Raw genomic sequence first — 15,751 nt, 5'->3', positions numbered from 1 at the left:
TAATCGAATCACGAAGCGAACATTAACAGGAAAACCACCAGGGGCTTCAGCCGGTGCGGTTTGCCCCGCGCAGAAAACGCATTATGACAGCGCGACCTATGCGCTCCCTTCATCCCAGGTGTTTCATGACCGCTCGATCCAGTCTGACCATCGTGCTTGCGGCAGGCGAGGGCACCCGGATGCGCACGAGCGTGCCCAAGGTGTTGCATCCCGTCGCCGGCGAATCACTGCTGGCGCACGTCCTGGCGGCGGCGCCGCATGGGGATGGCGCCCGCGTCGCGGTGGTGGTGGGGCCGGGGCACGAGGCGGTCGAGAAGGAAGCCCGGCGCCTGCGCCCGGATGCGGATATCTTCGTCCAGCGCGACCGGCTGGGGACGGCGCATGCGGTGCTGGCGGCGCGGCAGGCGATCGCGCGCGGCGCCGACGATCTGCTGGTCGCGTTCGGCGACACGCCGCTGATCACGGCCGAGACGTTCGCGCGGCTGCGGGCGGCGCTCGCCGAAGGCGCGGCACTCGCCGTGCTCGGCTTCCGCGCCGCCGATCCGACCGGCTATGGACGCCTGCTGCTCGACGGATCGAAGCTGGTCGCGATCCGCGAGCAGGCCGATGCGAGCGAAGCGGAGCGGGCGATCACGCTGTGCAATGCCGGGGTGATGGCGATGGACGGCCGTCGCGCGCTGGGGATCCTCGACAGGATCGGCAATGCCAACAGCAAGGGCGAGTACTATCTGGTCGATGCGGTGGCGATCGCGCGCGAGCAGGGGCTCGATGCGGTCGTGATCGAAACCTCCGAGGACGAGGTGCGCGGCATCAACACCAAGGCGCAACTCGCCGAGGCCGAGGCGGTGATGCAGACCCGGCTGCGCCGCGCGGCGATGGATGCGGGCGTGACGCTGATCGCGCCGGAGACCGTCTATCTCGCCGCGGATACGACGTTCGGCAAGGACGTGACCATCGAGCCGTTCGTCGTGATCGGCCCCGGTGTGTCGATCGGCGACGGCGCGGTGGTGCATTCATTTTCGCACATCGTGCAGTCCAAGCTCGGCCGCAACAGCCTGCTCGGGCCGTTCGCGCGGCTGCGGCCCGGAACGTCGCTCGGCGACGGCGCCAAGATCGGCAATTTCGTCGAGGCCAAGGCTGCGGTGCTGGAGCCGGGCGTGAAGGTCAATCACCTGTCCTATATCGGCGACGCCCATGTCGGCGCCAATACCAACATCGGCGCCGGCACCATCACCTGCAATTATGACGGCTTCAACAAGCACAAGACGAACATCGGCGAGGGCGCCTTCATCGGCACCAACACCTCGCTGGTGGCGCCGATCAACATCGGCGCGCGCGCCTATATCGGCTCGGGCTCGGTGATCACGCGCGACGTGCCCGACGATGCGCTGGCGCTGGAGCGCAGTCCGCAGACGACGCGCGAAGGCGCCGCGGCGCGATTCCGGAATGCCAAGCAACGCCACAAAAAATAGGCGCGAGCCGGGGCAGGGCAGCTTGGATTTCGGTCAACTGCTGTTCGATCTCGTCGGTGCGATTCTGACTGCGATCGTACGGCTAGCCATGTTTTCTGGGCGCGTCGTTTACGGCACGCTTGGTACAACTCCCCCTTTGGAGATCATGTTGCTGACCGGGCTCGGCATATGGGCCCTGATCGGTGCGATCGCCGCTTGGGTCTTTCTACAGGCGCCACGCGCTTGTTCACTCTTCGTCGTCCTGGAACTCGGCGAACATCGCGCGCGTCAGGCGCCAGCCGCGGCGGGTGGCGTGCTTGACCGGCTCGTTCTTGCTCTGATGCTTGATCGGCATCGGCTTCAGCTCGTGACTCAGCGTCGGCGGCGGCCAGTGCGCCAGATGGCTCCCGGACGCCGGATGTGACAGGCTGAGCGAGCTGGTTCCCTTTGGATCAGTTGGGCGGCGGTAAAAGGCCATGGGTCATCTCCGACGCGATAGTCTTGTGCGAAAGCGTTGACCGCACGTTAAGCCCGCTCCGAACCGACCTCCGTGTCGAACCGGAGCTGCCAGCCTGCCGCGTGGTTAAGCCTCGCGTGAAGTCTTGCACTTAACCCTGTCGCAATCCGCAATAATTATTGAATCCTGAAAGCGCGCGGTTTTCGTTAAGACAATGCCACGCTTTTGAATCTCTCTCGACGATTTGGGGACTAGCGCTGATGTGCGGAATCATCGGGATCCTGGGACGCGGGCCGGTTGCCGAGCATCTCGTCGATTCCCTGAAACGTCTCGAATATCGCGGCTACGATTCCGCGGGTGTCGCCACGCTCGAGGGCGATCATCTGGACCGGCGACGCGCCGAGGGCAAGCTGAAGAACCTCGAGAAGCGGCTCGAGCAGCAGCCGCTGAAGGGGCACGCCGGCATCGGTCATACCCGCTGGGCCACCCACGGCAAGCCGACCGAGAGCAACGCGCATCCGCACGCAACTGACAATGTTGCCGTGGTGCATAACGGCATCATCGAGAATTTTCGCGAACTACGCGCCGAGCTCGAAAAGCAGGGCGCCAGGTTCGCATCCGAGACCGACACCGAGACCGTCGTCCATCTCGTCAATTCCTATCTGCTGAAGGGCCACACGCCGCAGCAGGCGGTCGCTGCGTCGCTGCCGCAGTTGAAGGGCGCCTTCGCGCTGGCCTTCCTGTTCAAGGGCCACGGCAATCTCCTGATCGGCGCCCGCAAGGGCTCGCCGCTGGCGCTCGGCTATGGCGACGGCGAGATGTTCCTGGGCTCGGACGCGATCGCGCTGGCGCCGTTCACCGACACGATCAGCTATCTCGACGACGGCGACTGGGTCGAGATCACCCGCGATTCCGGCATCATTCACGACGCCTCGGGCGCGGTGGTGAAGCGCGAGGTGCTGAAATCCGGCGCGTCGTCGTTCCTGGTCGACAAGGCCAATTATCGCCACTTCATGGCCAAGGAGATCCACGAGCAGCCGGAGGTCGTCGGCCACACCCTGGCGCGCTACGTCGACATGGGCACCGAGCGCGTGATGCTGCCGGCGCGGCTGCCGTTCGACTTCAAGGACATCCAGCGCATCTCGATCACCGCCTGCGGCACCGCGAGCTACGCCGGATTCGTCGCCAAATACTGGTTCGAGCGCTTCGCGCGGGTGCCGGTCGAGCTCGACGTCGCCTCCGAGTTCCGCTACCGCGAGGCGCCGCTTCGCGAGGGCGATCTCGCCATCTTCATCTCGCAGTCCGGCGAGACCGCCGACACCCTGGCCGCGCTGCGCTACGCCAAATCGCAGGGCGTGCATACGCTCTCCGTCGTCAACGTGCCGACCTCGACGATCGCGCGCGAGAGCGAGATCGTGATGCCGACGCTGGCCGGTCCCGAGATCGGCGTCGCCTCGACCAAGGCCTTCACCTGCCAGTTGATGGTGCTGGCGGCGCTCGCCATCGCCGCCGGCCGCGGCCGCGGCGAGCTGTCCGAGGCCGACGAGACCAAGCTGGTCCACGGCCTGGTCGAGGTGCCGCGTCTGATCGCGGCGGCGCTGACCACCGAGCCGCAGATCGAGAAGCTCGCCCGCGAGATCGCCAAGTCAAAGGACGTGCTCTATCTCGGCCGCGGCACCTCCTATCCGCTGGCGCTGGAAGGCGCGCTGAAGCTGAAGGAGATCTCCTACATCCATGCCGAGGGCTACGCCGCCGGCGAGCTCAAGCATGGGCCGATCGCGCTGATCGACGAGACCATGCCGGTCGTCGTCATCGCGCCGTATGACCGCGTGTTCGAAAAGACCGTGTCGAACATGCAGGAGGTCGCCGCGCGCGGTGGCAACATCATCCTGATGACCGATGCCAAGGGCGCCGAGGAGGCGACGGTGGACTCGCTGGTCACGATCACCATGCCGGACATGGCCGCGACCTTCACGCCGATCGTCTACGCCATCCCGGTCCAGCTGCTGGCCTATCACACCGCCGTGGTGATGGGCACCGACGTCGACCAGCCGCGCAACTTGGCGAAGTCGGTCACGGTGGAGTAGATACGCCGCCGCTTGCCGCGTCCAAGCGATGCTCTCGCGTCGCCTTGAGAACCAGTTGGGCGTGAGTTGCGACGCGGCCTCTGCACATTCGCTGTCATCCCGGCGAACGCCGGGATCCATAACCACCTCACTTCGTGGCTGGCAGCTCCAGCGAGGCCCAAACCACCTCCCGGGACGACGGCCGAGTTTGCCTGTGCTGTGGCGCAACTGATTGACAGGGATTCCGATGGCACTCGACACTTGGCTGCTGTTCCTGCTCACGAGCATCGGAATCTCCCTGACGCCCGGACCCAACGGCCTGCTCGCCTTGACGCACGGGGCGCTGCATGGCGGTCGCAGGACATTGTTCACGATCGCGGGCGGCCTGATCGGCTTCATCCTCGTCATCGCGCTGTGCATGTTCGGCATCGGCGCGCTGGTGCAAGCGTCGATCACCTGGCTCGTGGTCCTGAAGTGGGTCGGCGGACTCTATCTTGCCTGGCTCGGGATCAAGCTCTGGTTCGCGCCGCCGGTGGGCGTCGATCTGGCCGGCCAGACCGTGGCGGCGCGCCCGCACGCGCTGTTCCGCCAGGGCTTCCTGACCGCGGCCACCAACCCGAAATGCCTGCTGTTCTTCAGCGCCCTGCTGCCACAATTCATCGATCCCGATCGCAGCCTGGCGGTGCAGTTCGCCGTCGTGGCCGTCACCTATACGGTGACGGAGTTCGTCACCGAATACGCCATTGCCAGCGCGGCAGCCCAGGTTCGTCCGTGGCTCGCCCGGGTCGGGCGGCGCTTCAACCAGGTCTGTGGCGGCATCTTCGTGGCGGTCGGCCTGGCCCTGCCGCTGCGTAGCGCCTAGGCGCGGCGGGTTTGCCCTTTTGAGTGGCTCCTCGCCGCCGCAGGGATCGAAATCGACGGCTTGCGCGCTGACTTGGGGCCCGACTGCCGGGCCACAGGTCAGCGGCAAAGCGCGCCTGTGTCGGAAAGAGGGCCTTTGCCCTTCAAAAATCTGCTAAGACCCCTAGGTGAGATTTGATCCGACCCGGAAGTTCGCATGAGTTCCCGCGACGACCTGCCGCCTGAGACCGATCCCTTGGCCGATGCTCCGGCCGAGACGCCCCACCATGGGCTGATGTTCAGGTTTCGCAACTATTTCCTGACCGGCCTCGTCGTCGCCGGACCCGTTGCCATCACGCTCTACATCACCTGGTGGTTCGTGACCTGGGTGGACGGGCTGGTCCGGCCGTTCGTGCCGCTGGTCTATCGTCCGGAAACCTATCTGCCGTTCGGCGTGCCCGGCTCCGGCCTGATCGTGGCCGTGATCGGACTGACGCTGCTCGGCTTCCTGACGGCCAACCTGATCGGCCGCACCCTGGTCGACCTCGGCGAGCGGCTGCTCGGCCGCATCCCGGCGGTGCGGGCGATCTATCGCGGCCTCAAGCAGGTGTTCGAGACGCTGTTCTCGGGCAAGGGTTCGAGCCTGCGCCGTGTCGGCCTGGTCGAGTTTCCGTCGCCCGGCATGTGGTCGATCGTGCTGATCTCGCAGCCGCCGAGCGCGGAGATTTCGAGCCGGCTGCCCGGTGACGACGAGCAGATCTCGGTGTTCTTGCCGTGCGCGCCGAACCCCACCACCGGCTTTTTCTTCTATCTGCCGCGGAGCAAGATCATCGAGGTGGACATGAGCGCCGAGGACGCGGCGACGCTGATCATGTCCTGCGGCGTGGTGCAGCCGGGATCGGACCAGCAGAAAAAAGTCGCGGCGCTGGCCAACATGGCCAACGCCGCGCGCCTCGCCAACGCACCCGCGCAGCCATCGCCGCACCGCGAGCCCGAGCCGGCCAAGGCGGACTAGGCTGAAGGGCCGACTGGCGCGAAAGGCCAGCCGCTGCGGAGCTAGGCCGCATCCTGCGGAACGAACACGCGCAGGCGATGTCCATCCGGATCGAGCGCGACGAACGTCGTTCCGAAATCCATCCGCGTCGGCGCCTGCGCGATCGAAAGTCCGCGCGCCTTCCAGTCGTCGTGCAGCCTTTGGACCTCGCCGGCATCGCCGACCGCGAACGCGACCTCGCCGAAGCCTGCTGCGCCGGCCGCTGGCGGCTCGACCGTGTGCCGCGACCACAGGCCCAGCATGACGCCCTCGCGCAGCGGCAGCATGGCGAACGTCGGCGATTGTTCGATCACGGGCCGGCCAAGCAGATCCGCATAGAAGGCCGCGCTGCTCGGCGGGTTGTCGACGTAGAGGATCAGGAAATTGAACTCGGGCATCGTCTGTTCTCCGGTGGCGGCGCCGGCTGCGGCGCGTCAGCCACACGACTAGCCGAGCTCCCTGCCAGATTCTGTCAGCAGCCTTCGCGAGCACGGTCGGCGGCGGTCCGGTCCGCCCAGCGGGCAAACGTGCGCATCGCGGCACTTTGCACTGCATGATGATGCGAGGAAGGCACAGCCACGGATGTCGTCGTTCCTACAACCAGCGGGCGGTGGTGTTTCGAATGGTCACCATGGAAACATCGGGCAAACAAAAGTATGACGTTGGGGAAGCGCGTATGAGGCCTGTGAGTAGAACGACGTTGTTGTGCGTGGTCGCGCTGTCCGTAGCGTCGCTGCAACTGACCGGGCCGGCGGCAGCCCAGACCACCTATACGCGCATTCAGGCCTTTGGCGACAGCTACGCCGATACGGGCAATCTCTGGACCTTCACCGGCGGGGCCGGCAAGCTGCCGCTCTATCCCACCGGCCGCTTCAGCGGCGGCACCAATTTCGTCGACACGACCTCGGCGCTGCTCGGCATTCCCCAGCTCAACTACGCGATCGGCGGCGCCATGGCCGGCAACACCAACGTGGTGGCGCCCGGCATTCCCGGCTTCTTTCAGGAATGGAGCGGACTGACGGGCTTCTCCGGCAGGATCTCCTCGACCGACCTGGTCGAGATCTCGGTCGGCGGCAACGATGCGCGGGCGTACTACCGCGCCGGTGGCTCGCTCGCTGGAGCGCCGACGGCCGCGGCCGTCACGGCTCAGCAGGCCATGGCCGGCATCAACGCGCTGGTCGGGGACGGCGCGCGCAGCATCGTGTTCACGGCCGGCGATGTCAGCACCTTGCCGGAGGCCGTCGGCAACGCCAATGCTTCAGCCGGCAAGGCCTACAGCACGACCTACAACAGCCTGATGCAGCAGTCGCTCGCCGGCGTCGCGCGTTCGGGCGTACGTGTCGAGTATGTCGACACCGGACTGGTGGGGACGCTGATCCAGGCCAATCCGTCGCGCTATGGCTTCACCAATGTCGGCGCCTGTCCGATCGCCTGCATCGGCAATCCTGCGCTGCAGAACCAATACCTGTTCTATGTCGATGGCGTGCACCTGACGTCACACGGCTTCGAGGTGCTGGGCCAATATATCGTCAACCGCCTCAACGCGCCGCTGACCTTCGCGCCGCAAGGCGAGGTGGGGTCGATCACGGCGATGGGCTTCGCCTCGACCCTGTTCGGCAAGCTCGACATGTTCCGCGAGACCGCGGGCTTTGCTCCATCGACGATGAACGCCTATGGGGCAATGGGCCGCCCGCCCCACACCAAGGCGCCGCCGCTCGCGTCGGTCAGTCCATGGTCGTTCTACATGCAGGGCAATGGCGGCGTCAGCGACCGCCAGGGCAGCGCCGCCTCGAACGGCTTCAATCTCGACAGCATCGGCGGCACGATTGGCGTCGAGTACCGGCTGTCGGCGAACGCCATCATCGGCACCGCCTTCGACTACTCCAACCCGAAGGCGAGGCTGTTCAACAGCGCCGGCACCACGGATGCCAACTCCTATCAGTTCGGCCTCTACGGCGCCTGGGCCAGCAGCAACCTGTTTGCGGAAGCGCTCGCGACGATCGGCCATCAGGACTATCGCAACACGCGGCCGGGCGTCGTCGACACCATCACCTCCAATCCCGGCGGCACGACCTTCGTCGCGGCCGGCAAGGCCGGTTACCTGTTCGATGCCGGCACGGCAAAGCTCGGCCCGATCGGCGGGCTGACCTATGCCCGCGCCCGTGTCGACGGCTTCACCGAGACCGGCGATCCTGCGCTCACGCTCGCGGTCGGCTCGCAGACCGCCGAGACCCTGATCGGCAGCGTCGGCGTGCAGCTGCGCACCCCGTTCCAGGTGCAGGGCAACGTCATCAATCCGTACCTGAACCTGACGCTCGATGACGACATCATCGGCAACGGCCGCCTGATTCAGTACAGCGCGACGTCGGCGCCTGTCATCGTCAACAACTGGACCGTTCCGAACGGCACCTCGCACGACGTCTACGGCCGGGTGAGCGCCGGCGTCGTGGCGCCGTTCTGGAGCAATGTGGCGCTGACGGCGACCGTGTCGCGCACCATCGGACGCACGGGTGGCGACGATTTCTTCGGCAGCGGAGGATTGAAGATCGCGTTCTGAGGTCTGCCGCGGCGGCCAGCGTTCTCGGGGGCTCTGAGGGGAGCGTTGAAGTTGCGGCCAAGGCGAGGGCAGCCCGGAAGGGCTGCCCTTCGTTTTCGTGCCTTCAATTTTGTCACGGGGTGCGCATAGTCTTCGAGACCATCGTTGGAACCGGAGCCGTCCTCATGCCCCCCAGCATTGCCGTCATCGCACCGGGCGCAATGGGCGGCGCGATCGCTGCCCGTCTCGTGGAGCACGGCTGCAACGTCCTGACGTCGCTCGAGGGGCGCAGCGCGGCGACGCGGGCGAGAGCGGCCGCATCCGGCATGATCGGCGCCAGCGATGCCGAGATCGCCAATGCGGACATCATCCTGTCGATCGTGCCGCCGGGCGAGGCCGTGGCGCTGGCGGAGCAGCTCGCGACGGTCATCAACCGGAATTCGAGGAAGCCCATCATCGTCGACTGCAATGCCGTCAACGTCGAGACCATCCGGACGATCGAGGACATCGTGCTGTCGTCGGGCGCGCGCCTGGTGGATGCCGCCATCATCGGCCTGCCGCCGAAGCCCGGCACGAAGGGACCGGCCTTCTATGTGAGCGGCGAGGCGTCCGCCGATGTCTCCGTGCTGGGCCAACTCGGGCTCGATCTGCGACGGATCGAAGGACCCATCGGCGCGGCTTCGGCGCTGAAGATGTCCTATGCCGGCATCAACAAGGGGCTGACCGGGCTCGGCGCCGCGATGGTGCTGGCCGCCACCCGCGCCGGCGCAGCGGACGCGCTGCGCGATGAGCTGGCTCTGAGCCAGCCGCACGTGCAGGCGCGGCTCGGCAATGCGCTGCCGGACATGCTGCCGAAGGCCTATCGCTGGGTTGCCGAAATGCGCGAGATCGCGGGCTTCCTGGGAGAGGATCATCCGGCGGCGCTGATCTACGAAGGGTTGGCCCGGCTGTTCGAGCATGTTGCCGCGGACGTGCAGGGGCAGGGCATCGAAGCCGCGCAACTGGTGGCGTTCGCGGAAAACTGCAAGGCGAGGACGTAGGCATCGTCCTCACTCGCAATGACGGCGGTTGAACCTAGCCCGCCGTCAGCAGCGGGATCGCCTCGTCGCGTTCGTACAAATACAGCAGGCAGCGCAGCGCGTCGCTGCGCGGGCCCTTCAGCCTGGGATCGTCCTTCAGGATCCGCAGCGCCTCGTCGCGGGCCTGGGTGATCAGTTGCGCATGCACCTCGGGCCGCGCGATGCGATAGCCGGGCAGGCCGCTCTGGCGGATGCCGAGCACGTCGCCTTCGCCGCGCAGCTTGAGATCCTCCTCGGCGATGCGGAAGCCGTCGGTGGTCTCGCGGATCACCGCGAGCCGCGCCTTCGACATCGGCCCGAGCGGCTCGTGATAGAGCAGGATGCAGGTCGAGGCCTCGGAGCCGCGGCCGATGCGGCCGCGCAGCTGGTGCAATTGTGCGAGGCCGAAGCGCTCGGCATTCTCGATCACCATGATGCTGGCGGCCGGCACGTCGACGCCGACCTCGACCACCGTGGTGGCGACCAGCAGGCGCAGCTCATGCGCCGCGAAGCGGCCCATGACCTCGTCCTTCTCGCTGCCCTTCATCTTGCCGTGGACGAGGCCGACCTTGTCGCCGAAGCGCTCGCGCAGGCTCTCGAAGCGATCCGTCGCGTTGGTGAGATGATCGATGCCCTCGGCCTCGGATTCCTCGACCAGCGGGCAGATCCAGTACACCAGCTTGCCGGCATCGAGCGCGCGGCCGACGGCGTCGATGACCTCGCCGAGCCTGGTATCGGCCACCGCGCGGGTGTCGATCGGCTGGCGGCCGGCCGGCTTCTCGCGCAGCTCGGAAATGTCCATGTCGCCGAAATAGGTCAGCACCAGGGTGCGCGGGATCGGCGTCGCCGACAGCACGAGCACGTCGACGGCCTCGCCCTTCGAGGTCAGCGCCAGCCGCTCGCGTACGCCGAAGCGGTGCTGCTCGTCGACGATGGCGAGCGCCAGCGACTTGAAGACCACGTCGTCCTGGATCAGCGCGTGGGTGCCGATCAGGATGTCGATCTCGCCGGCTTCGAGCCGGGCGAGGATGTCGCGGCGCTCCTTGCCCTTCTCGCGTCCGGTGAGGATGACCACGTTCATGCCGGCGCGCGCGGCGAGCGGGGCGATGGTCTTGGCATGCTGGCGCGCCAGGATCTCGGTCGGCGCCATCAGCGCCGCCTGCTTGCCGGCCTCGGCGACGGCGGCCGCCGCCAGCAGCGCCACCACCGTCTTGCCGGAGCCGACGTCGCCCTGCAGCAGCCGCAGCATCCGCACCGGCTTTTCGAGATCGGCGGCAATCGCGGCCATCGCCTCGGCTTGCGAGTTCGTCAGCGCATAAGGCAGGGCGCCGATGATCTTGCGACGCAGGCGGCCGTCGCCGGCATGACGGTTGCCCGCGGGCCGGCGCAGTTGTGCCCGCACCAGCGCCAGCGCCAATTGGCCTGCGAGCAGCTCGTCGAAGGCGAGGCGCGACCAGAACGGGTTCTCCGGCAGGATGTCGGTCAATTCCTGCGGGACGTGCACCCGCGTCAGCGCCTCCCTCAAGGACGGGAAGTTGCAGCGGCTGAGCACCTCCGGGCTGATCCATTCCGGCAGGTCCGGCAGCTTGGTCAGCGCTGCGGCGATCGCCCGCCGCAGCGAGCCGAGCGCGAGGCCTTCGGTCAGCGGATAGACCGGGTCGATTCCTGACAGTTTTGCAAACCCAGCCTCATCGAGGATGCGGTCGGGATGCACGATCTGCGGCACGCCGTCGTACATCTGCACCGTGCCGGAGACGTAGCGCTTGGCGCCGACCGGCAGCATCTTCTCGATGTAGTCGCCCTTGGGGCGGAAGAACGTCAGCACGACGTCGCCGGTCTCGTCGCTGGCGTAAACGAGGTATGGCGCGCGCGCGTTGCGCGAGGGACGGTGGCGGTCGACCGTGACCTCCAGCGTCACGACCGTGCCGACCTCGACGTCGCGGACCTTCGGCCGGTTACGGCGGTCGATCACGCTGGCCGGCAGATGCAGCAGCAGGTCGACCAGCCGCGGCGTCTCGCTGCAGCCGAGCAGGTAGCGCAGCAGCTTGTCCTGCTTCGGCCCGACCCCGGAGAGGGCGGTGACCGGCGCAAACAGGGGATTGAGGATGCTGGGGCGCATGGAGCGAACACTTAAAGCGGTTTGGGAGCCGGGATAGCCGCGAATGCCGAGACATCCACGTCTTTTTCTCAGTTTTCAGGTGCCGGGCATGCCGGTTCTGCAGTCCCGAGGGCTGACAGGGGCGCCGCGCACCGCTATATCAACCGCGCCCGGCACCGTCCGGGCTTTTGGCGTTGTACTGCAGGATGTCGCGATGACTGGAACGACCCGATCGAGCCAAGGCCTTGACGACCGCCGCAAGCGGCTCCTGTTCCGCTGCTGGCATCGCGGCACCCGCGAGATGGATCTGATCCTCGGCCGCTTTGCCGACGCCGAGATCGGCAGCCTCAGCGAGAGCGAGCTGGCCGAGCTCGAGCAACTGCTCGAAGTCCCCGACCCGGACTTTTATGCCGCGGTCACCGGCGCCCGGCCGCTGCCGCCGGAGCAGACCCCGGCGCTGTTCGCTCGCATCAAGGCGTTCCGCGCGGTGGACGCCGACTGATGAAGAGCCCGGTCAAGTCGCCTGCCGAGCATCTCGCGCCGGGGCGCGCGCTGACGCTCGCCAACGTCGCCGAGGGCGCCGAAGGCCTCGTCGTCTCCGACCTCGCGCGCGCCATCGCCGCCAAGCCGAAGCCGCCGGCGGTGAGCCTCGCCGTGGTCTGCCGCGACGGCGCACGCATGCAGCAGCTGGCGCGGGCGCTCGACTTCTTCGCGCCCGATCTTCCTGTCATGCAGTTCCCCGCCTGGGACTGCCAGCCCTATGACCGCGTCTCGCCGCATGGCGGCATCCTGGCCCAGCGCGTCACGACATTGGCGCGGCTGTCGCGCCTCGCCGGCAGCGACAAGCCGCTGATCGTGCTGACCACCGTGAATGCCATCGTCCAGCGCGTGCCGTCGCGCGACACCATGGCCGGGCAGGCACTGTCGGTCGCGCCCGGCCATGTCGTGCCGATGGACTCTGTCGTCGCCTGGTTGGAGCACAACGGCTACCACCGCTCGTCGACCGTGCGCGAGAGCGGCGAATATGCCGTGCGCGGCGGCATCCTCGACCTGTTCCCGGCGGGCCTCGACCAGCCGGTGCGCTTCGACTTCTTCGGCGACAGCCTGGAATCGATCCGCACCTTCGACGCCGAGACGCAGCGAACCCTGCTCGACATGCGCTCGCTCGATCTGGTGCCCGTCTCCGAATTCCAACTGGTCACCGACACCATCCGCCGCTTCCGCATGGGCTATGTCGCCGAGTTCGGCGCGCCCGAGCGCGACGATGCGCTGTACGAGGCCGTCAGCGAGGGCCGGCGCTATCCCGGCATGGAGCACTGGCTGCCGCTGTTTCACGACAAGATGGAGACGCTGTTCGACTACCTGCCGAACACGCCGGTCGTGATCGAGCCGCAGGGCGAGGACGCCGCGCGCGAGCGCTTCAAGCAGATCATCGATTATTACGACGCGCGTCGCGAGGCCATGGAGCATCCCGGCGGCGGCGCGATCTACAAGCCGCTGACGGTCGACCGCCTGTATCTGACGTCGTCCGAATGGGCTGAGCGGCTCGCAGCCGTTCCGCTGGCGCGGGTGACGCCCTTCGCCGTGCCGGAAGGCACCGGAGTCGTCGATATCGGCGCGCGTCAGGGCCGCAGCTTCGCACCCGAGCGCAACGACGCCGCGGTCAACGTGTTCGAGGCCGTCGTCGCCCATGTCCAGGCGTTGCAGTCTATGCGCAAGAAGGTCGTCATCGCGCTGTGGAGCGAAGGCTCGCGCGACCGCATGGCCAGCATGTTGAAGGATCACAAGCTGATCCACGTCACCAGCGTCAACACCTGGCGCATGGTGCAGGCGACGCCGCGCAACGAGACCATGCTCGCGGTGCTCGGCCTCGAGACCGGCTTCGAGACCGATCAGATCGCGGTCATCTCCGAGCAGGACATTCTCGGCGACCGCCTGGTGCGGCCGCGCCGGGCGAGCCGCAAGCTCGACAATTTCATCTCCGAGGTCACGAGCCTCGGCGTCGGCGACATCGTCGTCCACGTCGATCACGGCATCGGCCGCTTCGTCGGCCTGCAGACGCTCGAAGTCGCCGGCGCGCCGCATGACTGTCTCGAACTGCGCTATGCGGGCGAGACCAAGCTGTATCTGCCGGTCGAGAACATCGAGCTGTTGTCGCGCTACGGCTCCGACCAGACCAATGTCGAGCTCGACAAGCTCGGCGGTTCCGGCTGGCAGACCCGCAAGGCCAAGCTGAAGAACCGCATCCGCGAGATGGCGGGCGAGCTGATCAAGATCGCCGCCGAGCGCATGCTGCACGAGGCGCCGAAGCTGCCGGTGCAGGCCGGCCTCTACGACGAGTTCTGCGCCCGCTTCCCCTATGACGAAACCGAGGACCAGCTCGCCGCGATCCAGGCGACGCTCGGCGATCTCGAAGCCGGACGGCCGATGGATCGGCTGGTCTGCGGCGACGTCGGTTTCGGCAAGACCGAGGTGGCGCTGCGCGCGGCGTTCGCGGTCGCGCTCGACGGCAAGCAGGTCGCCGTGGTGGTGCCAACCACGCTGCTGGCGCGCCAGCACGCGAAAACCTTCACCGAGCGCTTCAAGGGCTTTCCGGTCAATGTCGCGCAGGCGTCGCGGCTCGTCTCGACCAAGGAGCTCAACCAGGTCAAGAAGGGGCTCGCCGACGGCTCGGTCGACATCGTCGTCGGCACCCATGCGCTGCTCGGCAAGTCGATCAAGTTCCGCGACCTCGGCCTCGTCATCGTCGACGAGGAGCAGCATTTCGGCGTCGGCCACAAGGAGCGGTTGAAGCAGCTGCGCGCCGAGGTGCATGTGCTGACGCTGTCGGCGACGCCGATCCCGCGCACCCTGCAGCTCGCACTCACCGGCGTGCGCGAGCTGTCGATCATCGCCTCGCCACCGGTCGATCGGCTGGCCGTGCGCACCTTCGTGGCGCCGCATGATCCGGTGATGATCCGCGAGGCGCTCTTACGCGAGCGCTATCGAGGCGGCCAGGCGTTCTACGTGGTACCGCGCATCGACGATCTGGCCGAGGTCAAGGAGTTCCTCGACAAGACCGTGCCGGAGATGAAGGTCGCGGTCGCCCACGGCCAGATGGCGCCGACCGTGATCGAGGACATCATGTCGGCGTTCTACGACGGCAAGTTCGACATCCTCTTGTCGACCACGATCGTCGAATCCGGCCTCGACATTCCCCGCGCCAACACCCTGATCGTGCACCGCGCCGACATGTTCGGCCTTGCCCAGCTCTATCAGTTGCGCGGCCGCGTCGGCCGCTCCAAGCTGCGCGCCTATGCGCTGTTCACCCTGCCGTCGACGCACAAGATCAGCCCGCAGGCCGAGAAGCGCCTGGGTGTGCTGCAGTCGCTGGAGACGCTCGGCGCCGGCTTCCAGCTCGCCAGCCACGACCTCGACATCCGCGGCGCCGGCAATCTCCTCGGCGACGAGCAGTCCGGCCACATCAGGGAGGTCGGCTTCGAACTCTATCAGTCGATGCTGGAGGAGGCGATCGAGAACCTCAAGGCGGGCATCACCGAGCCGACCGTCGACCGCTGGTCGCCGCAGATCACCATCGGCATGCCCGTGCTGATTCCGGAGGACTACGTCTCCGACCTCTCGGTGCGGCTGTCGCTGTACCGCCGGCTCGCCGATCTCGAGACCGACGACGAGATCGACAACTTTGCCGCCGAGCTGCGCGACCGCTTCGGCAAGCTGCCGGACGAGACGCGCTATCTGTTCAAGGTCGCGGCGATCAAGAACTACTGCCGCCGGGCCAATGTCGAGAAGGTGGATGCCGGTCCGAAGGGCGCCGTCATCGCCTTCCGCGACAACAGTTTTGCCTATCCCGAGCGCCTGGTCGCCTTCATCAAGCGCCACGGCCAGGCCGCCAAGGTACGTCCCGACATGAAGGTCGTGTTCCTGCAGATATGGGAGACGCCGGAGGAGCGGCTGGCCGGCACAACGGATATCCTGAAGGAGCTGGCGGAGCTCGCGGAGAAGAAGAAGGCGGCCTAGCCGGCGCTGAGCGTCACCGAAGCTGCCAGCCGAAATGCAAGGCAAGGCTGGCGATCAGGAACACCGAGACGATCGCGACGACGCTGACCCAGTCAGTCTCGTCCCGTGATTGCCGGTTGTGCATGACGCATGCTCCGCTTGCTGAGATGCCCCCGAGCGCATTTGCGTGATTGCACCAGACAAGTAGGGCAAATG

11 protein-coding genes are annotated in these 15,751 nt (G+C 66.9%); 8 read left to right on the top strand and 3 right to left on the bottom strand.

What is annotated here, in order from left to right; genetic code table 11:
* Positions 1-125: 125 nt before the first annotated feature.
* On the top strand, positions 126-1,472 hold the full coding sequence (glmU, locus tag ACQR1D_RS13585; protein ID WP_315800036.1) for a bifunctional UDP-N-acetylglucosamine diphosphorylase/glucosamine-1-phosphate N-acetyltransferase GlmU: 1,347 nt from the start codon (positions 126-128) through the stop codon (positions 1,470-1,472).
* A gap of 226 nt (positions 1,473-1,698) precedes the next feature.
* Here glmU and ACQR1D_RS13580 read toward each other — a convergent pair whose 3' ends face one another.
* Entirely contained in the window at positions 1,699-1,929 is a 231-nt protein-coding gene (locus tag ACQR1D_RS13580; protein ID WP_315800034.1) for a hypothetical protein, read from the bottom strand.
* Positions 1,930-2,168: 239 nt separating this feature from the next.
* On the opposite strand from ACQR1D_RS13580, the gene glmS reads away from it, so the two are divergent.
* From glmS to ACQR1D_RS13565, 3 genes are all read left to right on the top strand, one after another.
* Positions 2,169-3,995, top strand: a complete 1,827-nt coding sequence (gene glmS / locus ACQR1D_RS13575) for a glutamine--fructose-6-phosphate transaminase (isomerizing) (protein WP_316236517.1) — start codon at positions 2,169-2,171, stop codon at positions 3,993-3,995.
* 226 nt (positions 3,996-4,221) lie between these two features.
* Positions 4,222-4,836, top strand: coding sequence for a LysE family translocator (locus ACQR1D_RS13570; protein ID WP_315800032.1), 615 nt, complete (start codon positions 4,222-4,224; stop codon positions 4,834-4,836).
* A gap of 195 nt (positions 4,837-5,031) precedes the next feature.
* A complete protein-coding gene (locus ACQR1D_RS13565) occupies positions 5,032-5,829 on the top strand; it encodes a DUF502 domain-containing protein (RefSeq protein ID WP_315712018.1) in 798 nt (265 codons plus the stop codon).
* Between the two features lie 41 nt (positions 5,830-5,870).
* On the opposite strand, the gene ACQR1D_RS13560 is transcribed toward ACQR1D_RS13565, so the two are convergent.
* Positions 5,871-6,245: a VOC family protein gene (locus ACQR1D_RS13560; protein WP_315800031.1), complete on the bottom strand. Its 375-nt coding sequence runs from the start codon at positions 6,243-6,245 to the stop codon at positions 5,871-5,873.
* A gap of 278 nt (positions 6,246-6,523) precedes the next feature.
* Here ACQR1D_RS13560 and ACQR1D_RS13555 point away from each other — a divergent pair, with 278 nt between their 5' ends.
* Both ACQR1D_RS13555 and ACQR1D_RS13550 read left to right on the top strand, forming a co-directional pair.
* Entirely contained in the window at positions 6,524-8,404 is a 1,881-nt protein-coding gene (locus tag ACQR1D_RS13555; protein WP_434839530.1) for an autotransporter domain-containing protein, read from the top strand.
* 164 nt (positions 8,405-8,568) lie between these two features.
* Positions 8,569-9,423: an NAD(P)-dependent oxidoreductase gene (locus tag ACQR1D_RS13550; protein WP_315800029.1), complete on the top strand. Its 855-nt coding sequence runs from the start codon at positions 8,569-8,571 to the stop codon at positions 9,421-9,423.
* A gap of 34 nt (positions 9,424-9,457) precedes the next feature.
* Here the strand turns inward: ACQR1D_RS13550 and recG are convergent, their stop codons facing one another.
* Complete coding sequence (gene recG / locus ACQR1D_RS13545) at positions 9,458-11,560, bottom strand: ATP-dependent DNA helicase RecG (protein WP_434839531.1); 2,103 nt, start codon at positions 11,558-11,560, stop codon at positions 9,458-9,460.
* Between the two features lie 193 nt (positions 11,561-11,753).
* On the opposite strand from recG, the gene ACQR1D_RS13540 reads away from it, so the two are divergent.
* Together ACQR1D_RS13540 and mfd are read left to right on the top strand one after the other, a co-directional pair.
* Positions 11,754-12,041: a succinate dehydrogenase assembly factor 2 gene (locus tag ACQR1D_RS13540; RefSeq protein ID WP_315800027.1), complete on the top strand. Its 288-nt coding sequence runs from the start codon at positions 11,754-11,756 to the stop codon at positions 12,039-12,041.
* Entirely contained in the window at positions 12,041-15,556 is a 3,516-nt protein-coding gene (gene mfd / locus ACQR1D_RS13535; protein ID WP_434839532.1) for a transcription-repair coupling factor, read from the top strand. The genes ACQR1D_RS13540 and mfd overlap by 1 nt, the downstream gene beginning before the upstream one ends.
* Positions 15,557-15,751 lie beyond the last annotated feature (195 nt).

Origin of the sequence: Bradyrhizobium sp. HKCCYLRH2047, from assembly GCF_051168175.1 — a bacterium.
Lineage (GTDB): Bacteria > Pseudomonadota > Alphaproteobacteria > Rhizobiales > Xanthobacteraceae > Bradyrhizobium.
The sequence above is the reverse complement of the archived record's forward strand: the minus strand, read 5'-3'. Positions and strand labels throughout refer to the sequence as shown.